At 32.2% G+C, this 24156-nt stretch carries 17 protein-coding genes, 3 pseudogenes and 1 riboswitch; of the genes and pseudogenes, 15 read left to right on the forward strand and 5 right to left on the reverse strand.

Going from position 1 to position 24156, the window contains the following annotated elements:
• Positions 1 to 18 precede the first annotated feature (18 nt).
• The 11 genes and pseudogenes from ACM6HU_RS00490 to ACM6HU_RS00540 form a co-directional block, all read left to right on the forward strand.
• Entirely contained in the window at positions 19 to 10899 is a 10881-nt protein-coding gene (locus ACM6HU_RS00490; RefSeq protein WP_242227055.1) for a non-ribosomal peptide synthetase, read from the forward strand.
• A 505-nt stretch (positions 10900 to 11404) separates the two neighbouring features.
• On the forward strand, positions 11405 to 12118 hold the full coding sequence (locus ACM6HU_RS00495; protein WP_016114165.1) for a LytR/AlgR family response regulator transcription factor: 714 nt from the start codon (positions 11405 to 11407) through the stop codon (positions 12116 to 12118).
• Entirely contained in the window at positions 12115 to 13428 is a 1314-nt protein-coding gene (locus ACM6HU_RS00500; protein WP_016114166.1) for a sensor histidine kinase, read from the forward strand. Before ACM6HU_RS00495 ends, ACM6HU_RS00500 begins: the two co-directional genes overlap by 4 nt.
• Before the next feature lie 47 nt (positions 13429 to 13475).
• Positions 13476 to 13742: a hypothetical protein gene (locus tag ACM6HU_RS00505; RefSeq protein ID WP_229161510.1), complete on the forward strand. Its 267-nt coding sequence runs from the start codon at positions 13476 to 13478 to the stop codon at positions 13740 to 13742.
• 44 nt (positions 13743 to 13786) lie between these two features.
• Positions 13787 to 14032, forward strand: coding sequence for a hypothetical protein (locus tag ACM6HU_RS00510; RefSeq protein ID WP_016114168.1), 246 nt, complete (start codon positions 13787 to 13789; stop codon positions 14030 to 14032).
• Between the two features lie 168 nt (positions 14033 to 14200).
• A pseudogene (locus ACM6HU_RS00515) lies at positions 14201 to 14314 on the forward strand (protein-tyrosine-phosphatase); the annotation flags it as partial.
• A 116-nt stretch (positions 14315 to 14430) separates the two neighbouring features.
• Positions 14431 to 14594, forward strand: a riboswitch (M-box (ykoK) riboswitch).
• Positions 14595 to 14988: 394 nt separating this feature from the next.
• Positions 14989 to 15720, forward strand: a complete 732-nt coding sequence (locus ACM6HU_RS00520; protein ID WP_016114169.1) for a cation-transporting P-type ATPase — start codon at positions 14989 to 14991, stop codon at positions 15718 to 15720.
• Between the two features lie 134 nt (positions 15721 to 15854).
• Positions 15855 to 16721, forward strand: coding sequence for a 5'-3' exonuclease (locus ACM6HU_RS00525; protein ID WP_016132675.1), 867 nt, complete (start codon positions 15855 to 15857; stop codon positions 16719 to 16721).
• Positions 16722 to 16966: 245 nt separating this feature from the next.
• On the forward strand, positions 16967 to 17107 hold the full coding sequence (locus ACM6HU_RS00530; protein WP_016114171.1) for an FbpB family small basic protein: 141 nt from the start codon (positions 16967 to 16969) through the stop codon (positions 17105 to 17107).
• 51 nt (positions 17108 to 17158) lie between these two features.
• A pseudogene (locus tag ACM6HU_RS00535) lies at positions 17159 to 17926 on the forward strand (AMP-binding enzyme); the annotation flags it as partial.
• Between the two features lie 164 nt (positions 17927 to 18090).
• Positions 18091 to 18585, forward strand: a pseudogene (locus ACM6HU_RS00540) (GNAT family N-acetyltransferase); the annotation flags it as partial.
• A 50-nt stretch (positions 18586 to 18635) separates the two neighbouring features.
• Here the strand turns inward: ACM6HU_RS00540 and ACM6HU_RS00545 are convergent.
• Positions 18636 to 19196, reverse strand: coding sequence for a cysteine hydrolase family protein (locus ACM6HU_RS00545; RefSeq protein WP_003196473.1), 561 nt, complete (start codon positions 19194 to 19196; stop codon positions 18636 to 18638).
• A gap of 99 nt (positions 19197 to 19295) precedes the next feature.
• Between ACM6HU_RS00545 and ACM6HU_RS00550 the strand changes: the two genes are divergently transcribed.
• Positions 19296 to 19466 (forward strand): hypothetical protein, encoded by a 171-nt coding sequence (locus tag ACM6HU_RS00550; protein WP_195743264.1) that lies wholly within the window; start codon positions 19296 to 19298, stop codon positions 19464 to 19466.
• A 104-nt stretch (positions 19467 to 19570) separates the two neighbouring features.
• Positions 19571 to 19831: a DUF6123 family protein gene (locus ACM6HU_RS00555; protein ID WP_016114174.1), complete on the forward strand. Its 261-nt coding sequence runs from the start codon at positions 19571 to 19573 to the stop codon at positions 19829 to 19831.
• 2 nt (positions 19832 to 19833) lie between these two features.
• Here ACM6HU_RS00555 and ACM6HU_RS00560 read toward each other — a convergent pair whose 3' ends face one another.
• The 3 genes from ACM6HU_RS00560 to ACM6HU_RS00570 all read right to left on the reverse strand — a co-directional run bounded on the left by ACM6HU_RS00560 (position 19834) and on the right by ACM6HU_RS00570 (position 22107).
• On the reverse strand, positions 19834 to 20739 hold the full coding sequence (locus ACM6HU_RS00560) for a DMT family transporter (RefSeq protein ID WP_016114175.1): 906 nt from the start codon (positions 20737 to 20739) through the stop codon (positions 19834 to 19836).
• Positions 20740 to 20752: 13 nt separating this feature from the next.
• Entirely contained in the window at positions 20753 to 21139 is a 387-nt protein-coding gene (locus tag ACM6HU_RS00565; RefSeq protein ID WP_016114176.1) for a reverse transcriptase-like protein, read from the reverse strand.
• A 95-nt stretch (positions 21140 to 21234) separates the two neighbouring features.
• Positions 21235 to 22107, reverse strand: a complete 873-nt coding sequence (locus ACM6HU_RS00570; protein WP_016114177.1) for an aldose 1-epimerase family protein — start codon at positions 22105 to 22107, stop codon at positions 21235 to 21237.
• Between the two features lie 887 nt (positions 22108 to 22994).
• On the opposite strand from ACM6HU_RS00570, the gene ACM6HU_RS00575 reads away from it, so the two are divergent.
• Positions 22995 to 23654 (forward strand): ribonuclease H family protein, encoded by a 660-nt coding sequence (locus ACM6HU_RS00575; RefSeq protein WP_016114178.1) that lies wholly within the window; start codon positions 22995 to 22997, stop codon positions 23652 to 23654.
• Positions 23655 to 23666: 12 nt separating this feature from the next.
• Positions 23667 to 23843, forward strand: a complete 177-nt coding sequence (locus ACM6HU_RS00580; protein ID WP_003196489.1) for a zinc-finger domain-containing protein — start codon at positions 23667 to 23669, stop codon at positions 23841 to 23843.
• A 31-nt stretch (positions 23844 to 23874) separates the two neighbouring features.
• Here the strand turns inward: ACM6HU_RS00580 and ACM6HU_RS00585 are convergent, their stop codons facing one another.
• Positions 23875 to 24123, reverse strand: a complete 249-nt coding sequence (locus tag ACM6HU_RS00585) for a DUF2564 family protein (RefSeq protein ID WP_003206638.1) — start codon at positions 24121 to 24123, stop codon at positions 23875 to 23877.
• Positions 24124 to 24156: the final 33 nt, after the last annotated feature.

The following is a 24156-nucleotide window of genomic DNA, read 5'->3' on the forward strand; positions in this document are numbered from 1 at the left end:
CTGAAGGTAGTGAAAAAAATGTCTGAGAAAGAATTGAATATACAAAACATTGGAGTATTTGATAGTCAAGAAATTTCTTCTATTTTCCAAGATGGTTTAATAACTTTATTTGAAAGAGAAGTTAAAAAGCATCCCCAAAAAATTGCTGTTTCTGATAAAAATACTGAGATTTCTTACCAAGAATTAGATATGAAATCAACAGTAGTTGCCAACAAAATTAGAAACGAAATTACTCGGGATGGACAATACGTTGGAATAGTAGTTGAAAGAACAGTAGAAACTATCATTGGAATACTGGGTATTATTAAAGCTGGTTTTGCCTATATGCCGATAGATGAATCATATCCAGACAATAGAATTAAGTATTTATTGAAAGATAGTGGAACCAAATATATTTTGACGCAACATGAGGAGAGTTTGAAGCATTTAATGCTTCAAACTCCAATGTTAAATTTAAATAAGGTCGTTTATTGTGATGATTCCATTAATCTGAATAATCCCTCTATTTCGAGACCAGAAGATTTGGCGTATCTAATTTATACATCTGGAACGACAGGAACTCCGAAAGGGGTAATGGTTGAGCACAGGAATATTATCAGATTAGTAAAAGAAACTAATTATTGTGATTTCGAAAATATTTCCATTTTACAAACAGGATCTTTATCTTTTGATGCATCTACTTTTGAAATCTGGGGTGCGTTACTAAATGGTGGTCATGTTCATATAGCTGAAAAAAAATTGTTAGGTGATATAAATTTATTAAAAGGTGTAATTAGAAACTTAAAAATAAATACTATGTTTATTACAACTGCTCTATTTAATCAGTTTGTCAGTTTAGATCCAGAAGTATTCAATTTATTAAAACAATTATATTTTGGCGGGGAAGCTACTTCAGAGGAACATGTGGAGATATTCTTAAAACATAAAAGCGATGATTTGGCTTTTTACAATATCTACGGACCGACTGAAGTAACTACCTTTTCATTATTTTATCCAATAAAAACATTGGAGAAAACTAGTAATAAAACTCCTATTGGACAACCGATTAGCCATACAACTGCATATATCTTTCAGGAAGAAGTTGAATGTGAAGTCGGTCAAGTTGGTGAATTGTATCTAGGTGGTATAGGGGTTTCTAGAGGGTATTTGAATCAATATATTTTAACTCAAGAGAAATTTGTTTATCATCCCGAAAATCATTTAGAGCGTTTATATCGTACTGGAGACTTAGTCAAAAAATTACCTGATGGAAACATTGAATATGTAGGTAGAATTGATGATCAAGTAAAAGTTAGAGGATTTAGAATTGAACTTGGAGAGATTGAAAGTCGATTAAAAGAGATTGCACAGGTGGAAAATGCGATAGTAACTTTGATTGAGGATGCAGGAGAGAAATATATATGTGCATACATTATTGGAGACTCAGAAATTTCCACTACTGATTTGAAAGATAAATTAAGTAATGATTTACCAGATTATATGATTCCTGCATATTTTATAAAGCTAGGTGAATTCCCTCTTACATTAAATGGAAAAATAAACAAAAAGGCATTACCAAAACCGATATTTGAATATAGTGAAGAATATATTCAACCAGACTCTTTTGAAAGTGTATGTGTGGCAAATGCTTTTTCAGAAGTTCTCGGGATTGAAAAAGTGAGCCTAAATTCAAATTTCTTTGATTATGGTGGTGATTCAATAAAAGCTATCCGTATGGTATCTAGCCTAAGAGAAAAAGGTTTTAACTTATCCGTGGAGTCGGTAATTAAAGAAAAAACGGTTGGGCATATTGCTAAAACTATCGAAAAGATTCAAAAATATACAATTAATCAATCTGAAATCACAGGGGAAGTTAAACTAACTCCAATTCAAAGGCAATTTTTTGAATCCGAAATGGAAGAGCCCAATCATTTTAATCAATCTGTCTTATTTGAGAGCGAAGAACAGGTTGATTCAGATGCTTTGAGTCAGACTATTTTTTCCTTAGTTAAACATCACGATATGTTAAGAGCAAAGTATAGTAGAGAAGGTAATCAGATTATAAGTCCTATTTCTGATTATAATAAAAATGACTTTAATTTTCTTTTCTTTGACCTTATGCATTTAAATGAAGAAAATAATATAAATGAGATTATATTAAGTGAAGGAAACAATATTCAAAGATTACTAAATCTAGAAAAAGGACTAATAATAAAAGGGGCTATTTTTAGAACTAAAGATAAAGACTATGTACTTATCTGTGTTCATCATTTAGTAATAGACGGTATTTCGTGGAGAATTATTGCTGAGGATTTAAACTATGGTTATCAAAAAATCAGAAGTAATGAAAAAAATGAATTTCCCAATAAGACTGTTTCTTTCCAAGAATGGAGTGAAGAACTGCACAAATACAGAAATTCAGATAAATTGTCTTCGGAAATACCTTATTGGATAGAAGTGGAAAAGAATATTCCGAACAGTCATTTTAACAATAAAAAAGTTATCGAAAAAGTTGGAACTGAGTATGAAGTATTTCAAATATCTGAAGAGACTACGAATAATCTTTTGTACAATTCAAATAAAGCATATAATACAGAAATCAATGATTTATTGTTAACGGCTCTTTATCGTACAATTAACAAGTTAACGGGTCAAACGGATATTTCTATCTTAATGGAGGGTCATGGAAGGGAATCAATTGACAAATATATACCAATTGATAGAACTGTTGGTTGGTTCACCACAATTTATCCTGTTTCTATAAAAGATATAGGTAAGAGTATATCAGAGGATCTTTGCAATACCAAAGAAAATTTTAGGAAAATTCCAAATCATGGGTTTGGTTATTCAGTACTTAAATATTGTGGAGATAAAGTATTGAAAAGTGAAATTCCAGATATCACGTTTAATTATTTGGGGAATTTTTCTCAAGAAAATAATGGGTTAGTTCTTAAAATTAAAGATACAGACCATGGCGAGCAAGTTTCAAAGTTTAATCGATTTGGAAGTCCTATAGTAGTAGATTGTGTAGTCATCGAAAAAGCATTGAATGTTACATTAATATATGATTCTGGACTATTTGAAGAGAGCTTCATTAATAAGTTGAAAGATTATTATATTAATGAATTAGATGAAGTTGTTTACCATTGTATGTCCTCTGAGACACAATCTACACCTTCAGATAAAGGTGAGTTAATTTGGACACTATCTGAGTATATAAATGTTGAAAAAAAATTGAAATCTAAAAATCAGGGATTAAGTCGCATTTATCCACTCACGCCTTTACAAGAAGGGATGCTTTTCCATAAATTAAAAAATCCCGATTCATCAGTTTATTTTGTTCAAAATATATTTAGGTTGAAAGGGAAAGTTAATAAAGAATATTTAAATAGAAGTCTAAATTTATTGAAAGAAAAATATCCTGCGCTATCAGTCAGTATTATTCATAAAGAAGTAAGTGAGTATAGACAAGCAGTAATTACAGGAAGACCTGTAGAATTAATTGAAATCGATTTAAGCGCATCTGAAAATACAGATAGTGATTTTGATAGGATTTGCCGCTTGGATATGGAAAAGGGATTTGATTTAGAAGATGATAATTTAATTAGAGCTATTTTAGTGAGACATAGTGAAGGAGATTATCGTTTGATTCTTAGTTTCCATCATATAATAATGGATGGATGGTGCACATCAATTGTTATTAATGACTTGCTCAATTTTTATAATGAAATTAGTACAGGAAAAGAAAATTGTCAAATTGATAATTTAGAGAAAAGTGGTTCAACTTATGAAGATTTTGTGTATCTAATGCGAGAAAAGAATATTAGTGAAGGAATTGAGTATTGGAAAGAGTTATTAGAGGATTATGATAACCAATCAATGATTTTACCATGTGGAGAAGTTGAAAAAAATAATAATGAGGTTAGATTAACCAGTATCCATCTTAGAAAAGATGAAAAAGAAAAATTAGAAGAATTGAGTCGTAAACATGGAGTTACTTTAAATACGATTATTGAAGCCGTATGGGGAATCTTATTGCAACGATACACCAATCAAGATGATATTGTCTTTGGGAAAGTCGTATCAGGTAGAAATATAGAGCTTAAAGAAATTGATAAAATGGTTGGCTTATTTATTAATACAATACCAATAAGGGTAAAAGTAAATCATAATGAAACATTCCTTGAATTATTGACAAATCTGCAAAATCAAGCACTTGAAAGTGGGAATTTTGATTATTGCCCTTTAAATGAAATACAAAGTCAATGTACTGATAATGATAGCTTGATCACTAATATAGTAGGTTTTGAGAACTATTATGAGACTGATATTGAGCAGACTGAGGATTTTTCTCTGCATTTTGAGAAATTAAGAGAGCAAACAAACTATCCACTTACTCTAGATATATTGAATGAAGATAGTCTTACATTGAAGTTAATGTATGATGCTCAAATATATAGCGGTACTTTCTCAGTTAGGCTATTAGAAAATTTAAAATCAATAATTTTGAGTATTATAAAAAAACCGGATATAAAGATAAAAAATATTGAAATGATTGGGGAACAAGAAAAGCAGATAGTACTTTCAGAATTTAATAATACTCAGATGGCATATTTGAATGATCGAAATATTATTGAAATATTTGAAGCAACAGTTGCTAATTATCCTGATTCAATTGCAGTAAGATATAATGAAGAAACATTAACCTATAAGGAACTTAATTATTGGGCAAATTCAATTGCAGAAGAAATTAGAAATAGAGGAATCAATAAGAAAGATTTTGTTGGAATTATTTCTGAAAAATCATTCGAAATGATTGCTGGGATTTTTGGTATCTTAAAATCTGGTGCGGGTTATTTACCTTTAGATCCAGGATACCCGATGGAAAGAATTAACTTTATGCTAAGTGATAGTAATACAAAACTAGTTATTAAAAGTTCTAATATTAAAGGTTTAAAAGAGAAATTTGAAAATATCAGTTTCTTAGATATAGAAAAGTACTATTCAAGTAATAAAAATAACTTATCTATTATATCAAGCGCAGATGATGCTGCTTATATGATTTATACATCAGGAACTACAGGAACGCCAAAAGGAGTTATTGTAGAACATAAAAATGTAATAAATTTGGTGGAGTGGCAAAAGAATACAGGTGAATATACGAAAACTACGGAGGTCTTGCAATTCTTTAATTACATTTTTGATGGATCAGTTTGGGAAATTTTTCCTGCCTTACTAACTGGGGCAACATTGGTTATAGTTCCAGAAGAAGATAGAAATAATCCAGAAAAATTATTAGAATTGTTGAGAAATAGACAAGCTATAATGGTTCCTTCAATGTTTAAAGTTATAGTAGATTATACAAAAACAAGCAAAAAAGAACTTTTATTCAACAAGGTTTATCTCGGAGGAGAAAGTTTGCCAATCGATCTGGTTCATCAACTCAAAGAATTGATTGGAGAAAAAATAGAAGATGTCTATAATTTATACGGCCCTACTGAATGCACAGTTTGTTCTACTAGTTACAACTTTAATAGTAAAGAGAATCTTTCAACTGTTTTAATTGGTAGACCAATTGGAAATACTCAACTGTTCATTTTAAATGAGAATCAGCTTTGTGGAATTGGAGTTCCTGGAGAATTGTGTATTGGTGGCGATGGAGTAACTCGGGGATATTTAAATAGACCAGATTTAACAGAAGAAAAATTTGTAGAAAATCCATATATTCCTGAACAAAAGATGTATCGAACGGGAGACTTAGCGAGATGGACTTCAGATGGAAATATTGACTATCTTGGTCGAATAGATGAACAAGTAAAAATTCGAGGCTTCCGTATTGAGTTGGGTGAAATTGAAAGTAAACTCAGAGCGATACCTGAAGTGTCAGATGCTGTCGTGTTGGTCAAAGAAAATAACGGCTCAAAGATGATTTGCGGATACATTATAACAGAATCTTCTGTGGAAGCTGCGTACTTAAAGGAAGAACTAAGTAAAAATTCACCGGAATATATGATACCTGCTTGTTTTGTGCAATTGGAAGATTTCCCACGAACTCGAACTGGTAAATTAGATCGTAAGGCCTTACCGGACCCTAGTTTTACAGATTTAGAAGAATATATTGAACCTAGAAATGAGAGAGAAGAAGCTATTGTACAAGCCTTTAAAGATGTGTTGAATATTGATGGATTACTAGGAATCGATGCGAACTTCTTTTCATTAGGTGGAGACTCTATTAAGGCGATCCGTATTATTTCGAAGTTAAGAGAAAAAGGGTACAGCTTAAAAGTCCCAGATATTATGGATAAAAAAACACCTCGAAGAATAGGACAAGGTGTTCAAGTGGAAGAGGTAGTGTTGGAGATTAACCAATCGGAAGTTATGGGAGAGGTTCCGATGATTCCAATTCAAAAAGCGTTTATGAAGCATAAAGGAATAGATAAGCACCATTTTAACCAATCCGTTTTCTTACAAATCCCTACGGGATTAGCACTCCTGCCTTTGAAGCAAGCGTTAAGATCATTGGCAATCCATCATGATATGTTAAGAGCTACTTATAGAGACGGGAAACAAGTTATTCTACCTATAGCTGAAAGTGAATTAGTAACAGTAGAAAGCTATGATTACACCACGTTCCCATTGGAAAAAGCTTATTACATGGTTGATGAGCAGGCTACTAGAATTCAAGCTAGTATGGATTTGGAAAATGGTCCACTTTTAAAGGCTGGAATCTTTAGTCTAACAGATGGTGATTATCTCCTTTTGAGTATCCATCATTTAGTGGTAGATGGTGTCTCTTGGAGAATTTTGGTGGAGGATCTTAAATCGGCCTATGAAGCTGCTAAAAAAGGGAAGGAGATTAACTTTCCTCCTAAAACTCACTCTTTTAAGGAGTGGAGTTTAGCACTTCAATCTTATCGTGAAAGCTCTCAATTACAGTCTGAAGTGAATTATTGGCAGACAGTTGAGTCTAAAGTGAATGATGGGAAATTGTTATTGCCTGTAAAAGAAGGAGAGTTATACTTAGATCCTCAAAAAGTAAAAATGTCTTTATCTAAAAGAGAGACTGAGGACTTACTACAAAAAGCCAGCATGGCTTATTCAACTGAAATCAATGATTTACTATTAACGGCGGTTGGTCGTGCGGTGAACAAGATGACAGGTCAAACTTCTTTAGCTATTCATATGGAAGGTCATGGACGTGAAGCGATTGTGGATCATGTGGTCATTGATCGTACCGTCGGCTGGTTTACTAGTACGTATCCAGTTGTCTTAGAGGAACTTGGTGATTCCATCGGAACGGATATTAGTAAGACTAAAGAAAACTTACGGAGAATCCCTCATCATGGGATTGGATATGGCATTCTTAATAAATTGGGGGAGACCGTTCTTGAGGGAGTGGAACCGGATTTAACCTTTAATTATCTTGGAGAGTTTCAATTTAGTCAATCCGGAGAAGATTTTTCAGAGAGTAGTCTTTCACATGGAAGGGATGTTTCAGAAAAGGATACTTTCCATACCAAATTATCTTTAGATGGTGCAATCTCAGATAAAAAATTAAGTTTAGTTTTAAGTTTCAATGGTTCAGAGTACTTAAAAGAGGAGATGAATACTTTTATACAAGCAATCAAAGATGAATTACTAGAAGTAATTCACCATTGCTTGGGACAAAAAGAAACCATTCGGACACCTTTTGACCATGGAGAAGAATATTGGTCACTTGAAGAATACAACAAAGTTGTTCAAAAGTATGTGGAAAAGGGATATGAGATTGATCGCATTATCCCAATGACAGGGATGCAAGAAGGAATGTTGTATCACAAATTGCTAAATGAAGAGTCAAGTGAGTATGTTGTTCAAAGTGTGTATTCCGTTAGTGGCTTAAACTCTGTTGAGAATTTAAAATTGAGTTTGGACTTATTAAAAGAAAAGCACGGCGTGCTTGAAACCAGTATTGTGTATCAAAATGTAAGTGAACCAAGACAAGTTATGTTAAAGGGAAGAGCTATTGAATTTAATGAAATCGACCTTTCCAAATCAAAAAATCAAGAGAAGGAAAAAGACACCTTCTTAAAAGCAGATGTTCGAAGAGGTTTTGACTTAGAAAACGATAGTTTAATTCGTGTAGCTTTAATTCACTTAGAAAATGAACCATCTCAATTGGTGATTAGTTTCCATCATATCATTATGGATGGCTGGTGTATGTCCATTTTAATGAATGACTTAAGTCAATTCTATTCTCAGTTAGAATCAGGTATTTTAGATTGTGAAATCAGTAAAGAACTTCATAGTCGTTATGACTATGAAGAATATATTCGAACTATTAGGTTCACTGAGAAAGAAGAAGGAATTAAATATTGGTCAGAAGTATTAGAAGGATATGATGAAAATGCTCAAATTGAAATAAACTCTAATTGCGAGTTAGAATCAGGAGAAATCATTATTTCTGAAACATCACTTAGCAAAGAAACGATGGCACAACTAGAAAAACTTTGTCGCAGCACTGGTGTTACAATGAATACATTCCTTGAAACTACGTGGGGAGTATTACTTCAAAAACATATAGGACAAAAAGATGTAGTTTTTGGAAAAGTTGTTTCAGGAAGAGATGTTGAGATAAATAATATTGAATCTACAATTGGGCTTTTCATAAATACTATTCCTGTCCGAGTAGTTAACGAGCAGCAGACAAAATTTAATGATTTGCTTAAGAAAATACAAAAACAAGCCATTTCAAGTAATGAATATGATCACTATTCATTAGCTGAAATTCAAACAGAATGTACTAACTTAGGGAAAGATTTAGTGAAATCTGTAGTTGTTTTCGAGAATTATTATAAAGCAGAGAAGGAAGCAGATAATAAATTGAAATTTGATTTAGAAACTAATAGAGAGCAAACTAATTATGATATGACTTTAGTAGGTTATCAGAATGAACAATTAGAATTACAACTGTTGACTAATTCTAATTGTTACGATGAAAATACATCAAAAAAATTACTCTCTCAATTGTTAAATATTGTAGAACAAGTACTTCAAGATCCAGCTATACCAATATTAAATATTCAAATTTCATCTAACGATGAAATCAAACAAGTTATAGATTCGTTTAGTAAATGTAACGAAATTTCTAATGTTCAACATACTATTCTTCAATTGTTTGAACAACAAGTTAGGATGGCACCTGATAAAATTGTATTGAGTGATGATTTTAATGAAATGACATATTTAGAACTAGAGCAACGAGCAAATCAGTTAGCTAACAGTTTACTGAATAATTCAGAAGAAGGTAATAACTATATTGGAGTGGTTGTTGAAAGAAATATATATACAGTGGTTTCAATGTTAGCCATTTTAAAAGCCGGTTATGCATATTTACCAATCGATCCAGATTATCCTCCAAATAGAATCAATTATCTCATCAGTGATAGTAGACTAAAGATTGTTTTAGTTCAGAATGATAAATTAGCTGATTTTATTGATGATTCAGTTTTAATGATCAATACAAATAAACTAGACTATACAGTGCTCGAGAAAAACGTATACCAGTCAGTAGATATTAATCCAACTGATATAGCTTGTGTAATTTACACTTCTGGGACAACAGGCCATCCTAAAGGAACTCTGATAGAACATAAAAGTATAATTAGGTTAGTAAAAGATGTGAATTACACAGATTTTTCTGATATTTCAATACTTCAGACAGGTTCATTGTCATTTGATGCATCTCATTTCGAAATTTGGGGTCCTTTATTAAATGGTGGGTATGTGCATATTGCTGATAAAGAGGTTTTATCTAATATTGAATTGCTTAAAGAAAATATATTGTCAAAAAAAATAAATACAATGTTCGTCACAACCGCGTTATTTAATCAATATATAGAAATTGAACCAACTGTATTTAATTCGTTAAATCAGCTTTATTTTGGCGGAGAAGCTACTTCTAATAAACATGTAAGTCGATTAATGGAAAATAAACAGGAATCTCTAAAATTATACAATGTATATGGTCCGACCGAAGCGACTACATTTTCCTTATTCTATCAAATTGATAGTAGTATGAATTTCGATAAAAAAATACCAATTGGAAAACCTATTACTAACACATCGGCAATAGTTAAATCTGATAATATGATTTGTGGAATAGGTGTTCCAGGAGAACTATATATCGGGGGACCGGGATTAGCCCAGGGATATTTAAATAACCATAAAATGAGTGAAGAAAAATTTGTAATTGATAAAGATGTCAATGGTGAAAGATTCTATAAAACTGGTGATTTAGTAAAATGGGATAATGAGGGCAATTTAATTTATTTAGGAAGGATTGATAAACAAGTTAAATTAAATGGTTTCAGAATAGAATTGGAAGAAATTGAAAATAGATTAAAAAAATTAAACAATATACAGAATGCAACAATTTTACTAAGAAATGATAATGGTTTTGATTATTTATGTGCTTATTTAATTCAAGATGAAGAAATAAATGAGGAAGAAATTAAGAATTTTCTTCGAGATGAGTTACCAGAATACATGATTCCACAATATTTCATTCGTCTTAAAGAATTACCAGTAACCGTTAATGGAAAAGTTAACTTCAAAGAATTACCAGTACCGGAATTTAAAAGGAATGAACAAAATGTACTACCTAGAAATGAATGGGAACAAATTACATTTGATATTTTCCAAGACGTATTAAACATTTGTCATCTTAGCATGAAAGATAGTTTTATTGAAATGGGTGGAAATTCACTTAAAGCAATTCGATTAGTTAATATGATAGAGATGAAAACTAAAATTCGTATTACATTGCAAGAGTTATTTCAATTAGAAACTGTTGAAAAAGTAGCTGAAAGATTAAGTGTTGGAGAAGAAAACGAGGAAGACTATTATGTCTCATTATCTTCTTTTACTGATGAAGTATAAAATTTTTTTAACGAATTGATGGGAGGATTTAATAGCAAAGTATTTTATTTTTAAATTGATTACTGTTTAGGCTATTCAACAGAAGCATATTTTAGCGTATGAACTATTACAAAAAAATCGTCTTTGGACGATTTTTTTGTTTGAAATGAAGTTAAATAAAAATGCATATTTTTTTGATTGGATCTACGTCAATACCTTGTATACTAAACAGTTAAGTTTTTAAGTAATCCTAAGTGCTAGCTCTTCCCGCCGTATTCACTAATTAACTCTTTTACCGGTCCTCTAAAACGATACGACTCGACCATCATTGTTTTATTACGGAGACTCCTATGTAAGCGCATTTTACTGACTTAACTTAGTTGTGTTCATATAACTATACTAATTCCATACATTTCATTTTTTGTTAAAATTGATATAAAAAATTCAGTTTGGTATAATTTGAATATAGAATATAATTAAACTTTATAAACTTGTTATATTTAATAAATTCAAAAGAGGAGATAGTATGAATATTAGTATTGTAGATGATAACGAAAATATTCTAAATCAAGAACTTAATTTATTAAAATCTATACTTATTAAAGAAGGTGTCATTTCTGAAATAACCACATTTATTTCTGGAGATTCTTTCTTATTTACTTTGGAAGACAAGATGTTTGATTTAATACTTCTAGATATAGAGATGCCGGACATAACTGGAATAGAAATAGCAAAGATTATAAGGAGGAAAAATAAAAATTCATTAATTATTTTTATAACATCACATTTAGAATTCGCTATTGATTCTTATGAATTGAATATTTTTCGGTATATTCCAAAAGATAGAATGGAGGAAAAATTGCCTCTAGCTATTAAAGATGCTATTAAAATGATAAATTTAGAAAATAAAAAATGTTATACTATTCAAACTAAAACGAGATTTCATAAAATACCTCTGAATAGTGTTTTATATCTATATAAGGATGGGAAAAATTCAGTTTTTGTCACTGAAGATGATTCAATTAAGGTAAGAAAGCCTTTAGCTGCAGTTTTTTCAGAAATTGATTGTAAAGAATTTTTTTACATTGATAAGGGGATTATTGTTAATATATTGTATGTAATGAAGATCCAAGATAATATGGCTGTTTTAAAAAATAATGAAATTTTATCAGTAAGTAGAAATCATATTAATGAATTAAAGTCTAAAATTCATATGTTTTGGGGAGAAAATTTGTTGTGATATTTTGGAATTTAGATTATTTAACTTCAATTTTTTCAATTATAATAGGTTACAGAGTATTAAATTTATTATTTCCAATTAGATTTAATAATAAACAAACAACTATATATGAAATTTGTTTCTCTGTTCTTTTATCATTAATTATTTACATTCTGAATATGGTGGGATTACCGGATTTACTAACGCTTCTATTTTGTATTATTTATTTTACAGTTACTTCAATAATTTTATATAGTACTAAAATGAAATTTATATTTTCTCTTGTGTCTTTTTATTTTTCTGCAATATTATTTTGCAATAGCATCGCGTTAGTTATTACGAATGCACTAAATGATAATAATTGGGATGCACGTAATCAATCAATGGACTACGTAATTGTTATTTATATAATCAGGATTATAGAAATAATAATTTTATATCTTTTTTATAAAATTATTTCAAGGAAATTTGATGTGAACACTATTTTTAAAAAGTATAAACGTTTCTTATTGATTGCTATTTTAGGTTTTTTTATATCTTATTTTGTTACAAAAAAATCATTTGTTTATGTGAATCAAGTTATCGTATCAAGTTGGATTGCATTCATCATTTTTGGAATATTAACATTATTTTTAATTGTATTATTTTTCACTAATTATGAAAAAGAAGAAGAAAAGAAAATAATCGAGTTCAAAAATAAGATATTACAAGAAGACTTCATTAAAATGCGTGAACTTTATGAAAATAATGCTAAAACTTATCATGATTTAAATAATCATATGACAACTTTGTATAAATTAATTAAAGACGATAAAAGTGAAAAAGCGTTGGATTATATTAATAATATATCAAAACCAATATTGAGTAATTATGGACGAAATATTTTTACTAACAATACCATTGTAGATTTTGTAATTAACAATAAAATGGAAATGATGAAGGAAGAAAAAATTAAAAATACTATTGAGGTAGAAATTCCCCAAGAATTGAAAATAGCTGATAATGACATTGTAGCTGTACTGTCTAATCTTATTGATAATGCGATTGAAGCATGTCAACATATTGATCGGTTTGACGAACGGTGGATAAAGATTACAATGAAAAAAATTAATGAAATGATTTTTTTGAAAATAGAAAACAGTATTTTGATTGAGCCAAAGCTTTTAAATAATCATTTCTTAACAACTAAGGAAGATAAAAAATTTCATGGATGGGGTTTGAAAAGTGTAGTATCTATAGTAAATAAGTATGAAGGATATATTAGGTATGAATATACACACAAGTCATTTGATGTAGTAATATCTTTGTCAGATATTGATGGGCCAAATTAATGAATTTACGTTAATACCCTGACAGAGGGATGATGAAGGGGAAAGGTATGTTTCTTTTAGAACATATCGAAGCTTTATCTCCAGATAAAAAGAATAACGTTTGCACCAAAAGAAGAACAGAGTCCAAAAGTTATTGTAGAAATGTTAAAACTCGCGTGGCAGAAATGTCTTCTAGCATCGAAGGTCTAATTGTTGTTTTTTTTGAAGAACTAATTTTTATACTTTCCAATGAAGGAACCATAACTATTAAAGAATCAAATGCAAGGAACGTTGAAGAAAAGCAGCATGTAAAGTGGTTCGAAAATGATTTCTAAATGAGATAGATTGTAGCCAGTTACCAAGAAGAGATATTTTATATATGGATGTGAAAACATTTTTTGTGTCGGGAGAAGCAGTCAAAAAAGGGATTGGCCCTATAGATGCTTATATTATAGTTTCGTCAAAACTAAATAAATTTGGACCAAATAACCAAAGTTTTGAGTCAACTGGATCTAATGGTGACTTAGTTGTAGTAGTTAGCCCAAAAGTTAAAAGAAGATTTGGGCTAACTACTGGTTCAAGAGTGTATGAATTCCTAATATCAAGTTACTTCAAGACAACATAGTAGAGCCTAATATGAAGCTGTATATCGAAATAAATATGAAAATAAATAACACTTTAAAGAGAGTTACAGATGGGGAGAAATGTTTTTCTTAATCTGTGATTGAGTTTATTTTAAGCTTCACCAGAGCGGATCAAGCCAATGCTAGAAGTGTGATGTGAATATTTAGATGAGGTTTATCATGAAATTGTAGAAATGTATGGAGATATTGAAACCTACTTTCTCCAAGCGTGTAATCTTGAGAAGAGAAGCATACAAAATCTTAAACAATTAGTACTAGAATAGGCGTGCTTCTATTCGATTCATTTTCTAGGAAATACTTGTTGTAATAAGGAAAAGTTTGAATCCAAGGTGTTGACATCTATTTTAAATAGGAGTAACATTTTTTATATAATAAAAAAATAAGTCTCTGTTAGGTGAGGCTCCTGTATAGAGAAATGCTACTGCCCAAAAATGTCGAGAGACGCCAATGGGTCAACAGGAATGATCGAATTAAGGTTTTTCTTAATGTAGCTGGTAACGTACCTATGCTATACAGTGCTAAAACTCGGCGAGGGAGAGGTTCGCAGATTTCTATGTTTATTAGGAATCGCTTATTTATGTATGTAATGACCTTTACTCGCTTATGAGTAGAGGTCTTTTTATTAACAAACTATGACCATTTCCATAGTATAAATACTGACTAAAAAATGAAAGAGGAGGTGAGGAGCATGTCAAATTCTGACTCGGTTCCGTTACCCATATACTGCAAAACAAAAATATATGATGTAGGCAGGAAACGACTTGTTCCTCCCTCTATAATTTATCACTAAAATAGCGGTCAGCTTATAGTTATGTGCTGAAATAATTATGAGTTGAGCATAGACACTTTAACTGAGTTTAGGAATATCCATTGTTAAAGTGAGATAAATTGAGAAACAAAGCGTTTCTTCCTATGTTATAAAGGAGGAGACGATAATATGTTATATGTAAACAAACTTGTGGGTAACACTTCTTATAAACAAAGTAAAAAAATAATGAAAGAACAATCTATGTTAAAACAAAATAGAGACTTGTTAATTGAAATTGCAACGAGAGATGTGAAATCTGTATTTGCTTATTTTAAAACAACAAGAGATGGTCTTTCTATTAAAGAAGCACAGAAACGTATTCACGTGTACGGAAAAAATGAATTATCTTCAAAGCGAGCAATTCTTTCGGATGTAATGATGAAATTAGGCGAAATGATTCCTGGATTTGTAAAGCAACGTGTTCATAATGAAAATCAGTGTGAGATTGTGACGGTTACCGTTTCTAGAGTAGAAGGATGTACAAATGTAGGTATGAATAGTGAATCAAGAATAATGAAACTTCCAGTTGAGGAGCTAGTTCCAGGGGATATGGTTTTTCTTTCAGCAGGTGATACAGTTCCAGCTGATGTACGTATTGTTTATGCGGAAGATTTGCTAGTAAATGAATCGGTGTTAACAGGGAAAGAAATAAATGTAGAGAAATTTGAAAGCTGTTATCACCTTGAACGCAAACGTTTTATTCCATTAAAACGTATGAAAGACTACAATCCACTTCAACTTGAAAATGTATGTTTTAAAGGTACACATATTGTAAACGGAACTGCGAAGGCTGTGGTCGTTTCAACAGGTAAAAACACGTATTCTGGATTGCTTCATACATGCTGTAGCCAAACATCTTGAGCTGTTAATGGTGCTAAATATATGAAAACATTGTATAATAGATAAAGTTGAACAGAAACGTAGAATGGTAATCTATTTATATAACCTTACGTGATAACGTGAGGTTATTATTTTTTGTTAGTAGGAGAGGAATTATGAAAAAAGTATTGTTAGTTGATGGCATGGCACTATTATTTCGTGCTTTTTACGCAACAAGTGTTTACGGCCAATTTATGAAACGACAAGATGGTACCCCAACAAACGGGATTCATGGTTATATGAAACATTTATTAACAGCGGCGCAAGCGATTGAACCGACGCATATTGTAACGTGCTGGGATATGGGAAGTACGACATTCCGAACAGAATCTTTCTCAAACTATAAAGCAAATCGTGCAGCACCACCAGAAGAATTGATTCCGCAATTTGATCTCGTGCAAGAGATGACATCGAAGTTATCTATTCCTGTAATTGGACTGAAAGGCTATGAGGCTGATGACTGTATTGGTACGTTGGCAAAAGAATACGCTAGTGAGGCAGAAGTATATATTTTAACAGGTGATACAGATTTATTACAGCTTGTTGATACAAATGTTACGGTAATGCTTCTTCGTAAGGGTATTGGAAACTATGAGTATTATACGCCAGAGAAGATTAGGGAAGAAAAGGGTGTAGAACCTTGGCAAATCGTTCATGCAAAAGCGTTTATGGGGGACACGAGTGATAATTATCCAGGTGTAAAAGGAATTGGCGAAAAGACAGCGTATAAACTAATTCAAGAACACGGAACCGTAGCGGCAGTATTAGAAAATATAGTGGCATTAACAAAAGCACAGCGTACAAAAATTGAAAATGATTTGGAGAATTTAAACATATCATTACAATTAGCACAAATTCATTGTGAAGTTCCGATTTCATGCTTGCTAGAAGAAGGACTGCATACAATTGATGAAGAGAAAGTACGATTTGTTTGCGACCAAATGAACTGGGGAAGACCTGAAATATTTATAAATATGCTGTAAAAGCAATGCTAGGGAGATTGCTTACAACTATAGATAACGTCTGATCAAATATATTTTGATTAGGCGTTATTTTTTATGTGATTTCTTTTAATCGATAAAGTTATCAGAAAAAATACTTAGTTTTCATTTGGAATTCAAATAGATTTCACACGAATCTTTTATTATAAGACTACACAGATAATTACTTATCTTTTATATAAATGATCCTTTGATAATTTATTTGTAATCATGAAGGAGGAAAAAACATGCGAAAAAAAATAAGAAAATCCTTTAAACAATTATTGATAGAGAATAAACAATTATTATTAAGTGATAAAGAGAATTTAAGAGAAATAGAGGAAAAAATTGAAAAAAGGCATGTATCGTATCGTCTATCCAGTAATTGAATAAGATGAAATTTTCTGTGAGATCCCTTCATTTATAACTCTGAAGGGATTTTATTTGAAAATGTGAAAACAGATGTATGGCTTGTTTCGACCAGTGGAGGAACGGATGTATGTACTGCATTTGTTGGTGGCTCTCCTATATTGCCTGTTTACGCAGGTGAAATACAAACTCGTTCTTTAGGTGCAAACGTACAATCATTTGATGATGAAGGGAATTCGATTACTAATGAAGTTGGAGAGTTGGTTATAACTTCTCCAATGCCATCTATGCCTATATATTTATGGGGAGATGACAATAATAAGCGTTATCTTGAAAGTTATTTTGAGATGTATCCAGGGATTTGGCGACATGGTGATTGGATCAAATTTGATGATAAAGGGAGCTGTGTTATCTTCGGGCGATCAGACTCTACGATCAATCGGCTAGGTGTACGTCTAGGGACGAGCGAAATCTATCGTATAGTTGAGTCCCTGGATGCCATTATGGAGAGTTTAGTAGTAGATTTAGAGCTCCTTGGACGTAAATCATTTATGCCGCTATTCGTTGTGTTAAAACCTGGAGTGAATATGAGTAATGATCTAAAAGAAGCAATAAAAGCTGAAATAAAACAAAAGGTTTCACCCCGATTTGTCCCTGATGAAGTTTACGTAGTAGAGCAAATTCCAAAAACATTGAGTGGAAAGAAATTAGAAGTTCCAATTCGAAAAATTCTATTAGGGTTTCCAGCAGAAAAGGTAGTCAATCAAGGTTCCATGGTCAATCCTGAATCATTAAGCTTTTTTATGGATTTAGCACAAATTATCAATAAGCAAGAATAATAGAGTTCTTCCTTATTTATCCTGCTATTCGTGGGCAGTAAGATCTCCACCTCAAGATTCAAAGAAAAACGAGGAAGGTAGGTGGGGATCGGGCTGCCCGTAAAAAAAACGATTGGTGAGGGCTAATAATCAGTGGTGGATGAAGAAAACCCCCACTGATTAAAGTTTCAAAGTATATATGTAATCAGTATGTAATTCCTAAAGATTACGATAGAAATGAGCAACATATTTTTATGGATTATGATAAGGGAGATAGTAATGGGATTGTGAAGTTAGATGAAGCCGCTTTCGGGGTAAATAGAAGTAATTTTATACAGAGAAGAATTGAACAATCTGAGCAATGTATAGTTGTAAAAGACAAAGAAAATTATATTGTGGGATATGGAATGAGCGTACAAACTCCAGAAAATAGAATTATAGGACCAATTGTCGCGCTGAATGATCATATCGCAACTACAATTGTTCATCATTTGGCAAAAGATTATAAAGGAAGACTTAGAATTGATGTACTAGAAGGAAAAGAATTTTTTATGACAGTGCTCGAGACAGTTGGATTTCAAAAGGTAAATCAACCGCCAATTATGTTGAAAAACAGCACTCAATTTTTGAAAAGAAATGGTGAATTATATGGAATTGCTGCACAGATATTTATAAATTAAAAAGATTCCTTTTAAAAAAGGAATCTTTTTAATTTATAAATGTGATTTTTCTATTCTCGATATTGATTATGAATAGGGGAAAATAGATCTTCTTCGACATCTCTAACAACAGAAAAATGATCGACATTATAATGGCCATGTAGTGTTTTATTATGATGTTCAATAATTTTTTTGGCTGATAAAATCGTAGAATCATTCGTGGAATGCCCATTTTTAATTAAAGTGACATCAAATCCCTGTACAGTTGCTGTTCTAACGGCAGTATCAATACAATGCTCGGTTTTGCAGCCGCCTATAACGAGATGACCAATTTCTTTCTCTTTTAAAATGGCATGTAAAGAGGTGTTATAAAATGAATTGGTGGCTTGTTTGTCTATGATTTGTGCTGCATGCGGAATTCTGAGTTCCTCATGTACTTGAAATCCTTTCCCCATACCAGAAGCAACATCAGTATCTCTGACGAAAATAATAAGAGCATTGGATTGAATTGCTTTTTGAATGGCTATATTTATGTTCGTTAATAATTGCTCTTTATGAAATACTGCAGATTCTTGCTCGTTTCCATCAATAAGTTCTTGTTGAGCATCAATAATTAATAGAGCTTGTTTCATTATATTTCTCCTTTTTATTTCGTGATTTGTAGGTAATAAGTTTGTCTCGATGTTTAGAATATAGATAGAGAGACAGGTACGGAATAAAGAAAATTCCCGTTGATTAAAGTCACACTTTATTTATTTCGTGATGCTGTAGATGAATCCTTTTTATATAAGGGAATTATTTCATTTTCTTTATTGATCTTCACATCATGTAATACCTTACAATATAACCAAGGAGAGAAAGTGAAAATTAGTGAAGTAATTAGTGTTGTTTTTATCTTTTAGGAAATCAAGAAATCTAAGAGAGATTGTCAAGGAAAAGTCATTCTCATAAAGCCTAAAAACATGTATGATAGGAAGTGGAGAATTTTTTGGTAGGTGGGAACAGCATGCAAACGGTACAAGATTATCTTTCATTCTTACACACAAAAGGATTTAAATTATCAGAGGATGCACAAGGGTTTATTAGGTTTGGTCAAGGATATACGGGTGCATCTGATGGGCTTGTGAATGCAGCGATTGAAGCAACAATTAAACATCAATTACAGTTTGATGGTAGTTATTTTATCGCTTTATTAGAGCGTTTGAAGGAAGAGAAAATTACCGATAAAAAAAGCGCAAAGGCTTTTATGCGGACGTTACAAGCGTAACTTCACGCAGCCTGCGCTTCTTTTTTTGCTTTTGAAGGAAGTTCAACGAAGATCATGCCTAAGAAAATACAAAGGCAACCAAGTACTGAAGGAATAGAAAGCTGTTCGTTTGCGACAAGAACACCTGTTAATGCAGCAAAGACAGGTTCCATTGCAAAAATAATGGCAACTCTCGTTGGAGAGGTATGTTTTTGCGCAGCTGTTTGAATAAAAAAAGCGATGGATGTTGCGAACACGGATGTTGCAAGTAGAGCAAATAAAAAAGCAGAATTCGTCCATAAAGAGATTGAAAATAACTTTTTCCAGTCCTCGAATAAAAAAGCACAGATAGAAGAGAAAATTCCAACGGATAATACTTGAGCTGTACTTAATAATAAAGGGGATATTTTTTTAGAAAAGACTCCGTTAATGAGAATATGGGCTGCAAAAGCAATTGCACAGCCGAGAACAAGTATATCACCAATATTCAATTGAAAAGAATCACCAGCGGTTAGTAAATATAAGCCTGCTGTTGCAGCAGTAATGCCAAGTATGATAAAAGGTGTAACTCTTTGTTTTAAAAAGATAAATGAAAGAATCGGAACCATAACAATGCTGAGTCCAGTTAGAAATCCTGCTTTAGAAGAAGTGGTATAGAGTAATCCAAATGTTTGTAATAAATAACCGATAAATAAGAAAAATCCGATAATTAAACCAGCAATGCTACTATGTTGAACTTCTTGTTTTGAAGTTTTTTTCGAGAATATAAATTGGACAAATAATAAAATGATTCCAGCAAATAAAAAGCGAACACCATTAAAAGTAAATGGCCCAACAAATGACATTGCATTTTGAACGACAACAAATGTGGCTCCCCAAATAAAGGAGACAAATAATAAAGCGAGAGGAGCAATCCATCCTTTTTTCACACTAAAACCCCCATTAATTTTGTAAAATGGCTTTTCTTGCTAATTCATCGGCAACTTTGTTTTGACTACTTGGAATCCACTTTATAAAGAAAAGATCAAAGCTTTTGATGTACGCTAGTGCTTCTTCTAAAAGTGGTGCATACGTTTTGTTTTTTGCATATTCTTTTTCTACAGCACGTTCAACAAGCTGTGAATCTGTGCGAAAAGATACAATGCTATAATTATGTTCCATGCAATATTTTAATGCGGTCAGTAATGCATGATATTCAGCTTCATGGTTGGACATGATTCCAAGTGGCAGTGATAATTGCACAGGTGGCTGCACACCTTTAATAAAAATTCCAGCGCCAGAAGGGCCTGGATTTCCCTTTGATGCACCATCAATATATACTTCAATCAAAATTGAATACCTCCATTATTATATAGCGTTAGCTGATAGTAATCACCCCGCCTAAAAATCTCTAGGGGCGGGGGATAGAATATGAAAAATGCACTTTATCCAATTGTAATGCTGTAGCGACATGTAAACGTTTCATTTGCTTGTAAGGACTGTACGCCTTTTTTCTCTTTGAAATCTTTAGCTGCTTCTACCTCATCAGCAATTCCATACCACGGTTCGATACATAAGAAAGGAGCGTCATTTCCTGGTGTCCACACACCAACGAATGGGAAACTTTCAAATGCTACTTTTACAAACTTATTATGTTTATGAGAGCGAATGGAAATTTCATTTGTATTCATATTTTCAAAAATAAGGGCATCATTTTTGAATAAATCGTATGTAAGTGGTAATTCTGCCTTGTTTTCAACCATTAGTTGTTTTTCTTGTGAAAGAAATGGTCCTTCTAGAACGCTTGTTTCTAAATATTCAGGGCCATTAAATGATAAATGGTAATCTGTAAATGATTCACCTTCTACTAAAGGACAATTGAAGCCTGGATGTGCTCCGATAGAAAAGAACATTTCTTTTGAAGTAGGGTTGATAACTTCATAAGTAATATGTATATTTTGCTCGTCTAGTTCATAAGAAACACGTAACTCAAACTCGTACGGATATTTTTGTAAAGTTTCTTGATTACTAGTGGCTGCATATGTAATCTTTGTTTCACTTTGTTCTGTTACTGAAAATGTAAGGTCACGGGCGAAACCATGTTGTGTTAATGAATACGGTTTACCATCTACATAATATGTATCGCTCACTAACCTACCAACAATTGGGAATAAAATTGGTGCACGGCGCCCCCAATAGTTAGGATCACCTTGCCACATATATTCTGTGTTATCTTCTTTTAAGCGGACGCTTTGTAACTCTGCACCTTTTTCAGAGATGGAAACGATCACTTTTTCATTTTGAATTGTTGCTGTCATGAAGTGAAACCTCCTAAATCTTTCATATCCTGTATTATACGTGGTCTATAAGAAAAAGGGTAGTGGATGGTAGGAATCTATTGACGAATGGTTTGCTATTGCGTACAGTATAAAATTGTTGTTTAAAAACGAATCACGTGGTTCGAAACCATCATCCCACGTAAAGGTATGCCTGTTATGTATTGGATTAATAAACGAGTGCAATTTGAAAAGGTGATGTAATAAATAAAGAGGCTGAACCAAATCGAAAGGATTGGGTAGCCTCTTTATTTGTATATAAGTAAGTTCTCTCAGTATATTTAATAGCAGTAAAGAAACCGAGATTCAGAAAAAAATTGCATTTGTTGGATTAGGAACTTTAATGATTGTGATGTTAGAATTGATAGTTTTTTCATTACTATAACACGTGACTGAATTTTCTTTTTTGTTTTCGAAGAGGATAAGGGCTAAATTTAAGTTAGTATTTCTATAAGTAATCGCTTTATCCCGATTTGTGAGGACTGATTAAAGTTTCATTTTATCCCGCATTAACGGACAGTAAGATCCCTACCTCAAGATCCAGAGAGAAATGAGGAAGATAGGCGGGGGATAACTGCTCGTAAAAGCCCGATTGGTTAACCATCAGTGGAGGAGGAAGAAAAACCCCACTGATGGAAGTTTCACTTTATCTCAAAATTTTGAGGAGTTCAAAGGACTTTGATGGAGGATGAAGCCCCTCTAATCATACAGACTCTCCTCTTTCTTGTGAGTTAGGAGAGCAGTCTAAGTTAAGTTCAGATAATGGTAGTTACTTACAATATGATTTGATTCATTCGCATATAATACTGTGACTCTTGGTAAAATATAATAAAATAAAAATATGAAGTCTTATATAAGGGGAAAATAGTATGAAGTATAAAATGAATTGGTTGTATAAAACAAAACATGGTCTTCAAACAGAATTAATAACAGATTATATGAGTATAGAAGAAGCTCTCCAATTTGCAGTGGATTTTGAGAAAACGGGAAGAGTAAAAGAACTCGTATTTTACGATGAAATGGGCGCGGAATGGACGCTGAAAGAAATGAAAAAATTGAGTAAACAAGTGGAAGAAGATCCGCAAGAAATTCGCATTTACTTTGATGGAGGGTATGACATCGAAACGAAAGAGGCGGGACTTGGAATATGCGTGTACTATAAAAAAGGGAAAAAAGTGTATCGTGTTCGTCGAAATGCTTACATAGAAGGTATATATGATAATAATGAGGCAGAGTATGCAGCGTTATTATATGGAATGGATGTATTGGAAGAATTAGGAATCAAATATGAATCAGTTACGCTTTATGGTGATTCTCAAGTCGTACTTCAGCAATTAGCTGGACAGTGGCCATGCTATGATGAACATTTGAATCACTATTTAGATCAAATTGAACAAAAAGCAAAGCAAATGAAATTGAAGCTTGTCTGTGAGCCAGTAACAAGAAAACAAAATAAAGAAGCACATCAATTGGCCGCGCAAGCATTGGAAGGGACACCGATCGATAGTCATAAGGAAGTAACAGAATAGAGAGGTGCACTGGTGAATAAGAAGCAGCTCATTATAGAGGTAAATGATTTATTAGAGACGTATTGTGAAGGATGTTTTTTACAAGAACACTATAGAAAAACACAAAGTAAGTACTATGCCCATTCTTTTTGTATTCGGCAATGCACAGTGGGAGCGAAGTTAAAAGAATATGGCAATCAATTATCATAAAAAACATCCAGAGGTAGCTCTGGATGTTTTTTTAATGCTTAGCTTCTTTCAATTGGTGTTCGCATAGGCTTAGTTTTTTTTCTTCATTCATTAAGAAAGGCTCGTCTAAATCTGTTGCAACAGATTTCATTGTTTCAAGCTGAGAGCGTGCAGATTCTACTGCAGTTGTCGCGTGCTGCAGTGATTCAGGATCCATTGTAATTGTTGCAGAACCTACCATTTTTTGTGCTGTTTCTACGCGGAATTTTACTTCTTCAAAATCATTTACATGTGAACCCATTGTCGATTCCTCCTTTGTATTCTGTCACATTTC

It is taken from the genome of Bacillus sp. IT-79MI2 (genome assembly GCF_949768135.1).
Classification (GTDB): Bacteria; Bacillota; Bacilli; order Bacillales; family Bacillaceae_G; genus Bacillus_A; species Bacillus_A pseudomycoides.

Bases quoted from the DNA above. Each gene is read 5' to 3' on its own strand.
- ACM6HU_RS00490 (WP_242227055.1), top strand. From the start codon at position 19: ATGTCTGAGAAAGAATTGAATATACAAAACATTGGAGTATTTGATAGT.
- ACM6HU_RS00495 (WP_016114165.1), top strand. From the start codon at position 11,405: ATGAATATTAGTATTGTAGATGATAACGAAAATATTCTAAATCAAGAA.
- ACM6HU_RS00505 (WP_229161510.1), top strand. From the start codon at position 13,476: ATGTTTCTTTTAGAACATATCGAAGCTTTATCTCCAGATAAAAAGAAT.
- ACM6HU_RS00510 (WP_016114168.1), top strand. From the start codon at position 13,787: ATGGATGTGAAAACATTTTTTGTGTCGGGAGAAGCAGTCAAAAAAGGG.
- ACM6HU_RS00520 (WP_016114169.1), top strand. From the start codon at position 14,989: ATGTTATATGTAAACAAACTTGTGGGTAACACTTCTTATAAACAAAGT.
- ACM6HU_RS00525 (WP_016132675.1), top strand. From the start codon at position 15,855: ATGAAAAAAGTATTGTTAGTTGATGGCATGGCACTATTATTTCGTGCT.
- ACM6HU_RS00530 (WP_016114171.1), top strand. From the start codon at position 16,967: ATGCGAAAAAAAATAAGAAAATCCTTTAAACAATTATTGATAGAGAAT.
- ACM6HU_RS00545 (WP_003196473.1), bottom strand. From the start codon at position 19,196: ATGAAACAAGCTCTATTAATTATTGATGCTCAACAAGAACTTATTGAT.
- ACM6HU_RS00555 (WP_016114174.1), top strand. From the start codon at position 19,571: ATGCAAACGGTACAAGATTATCTTTCATTCTTACACACAAAAGGATTT.
- ACM6HU_RS00570 (WP_016114177.1), bottom strand. From the start codon at position 22,107: ATGACAGCAACAATTCAAAATGAAAAAGTGATCGTTTCCATCTCTGAA.
- ACM6HU_RS00575 (WP_016114178.1), top strand. From the start codon at position 22,995: ATGAAGTATAAAATGAATTGGTTGTATAAAACAAAACATGGTCTTCAA.
- ACM6HU_RS00585 (WP_003206638.1), bottom strand. From the start codon at position 24,123: ATGGGTTCACATGTAAATGATTTTGAAGAAGTAAAATTCCGCGTAGAA.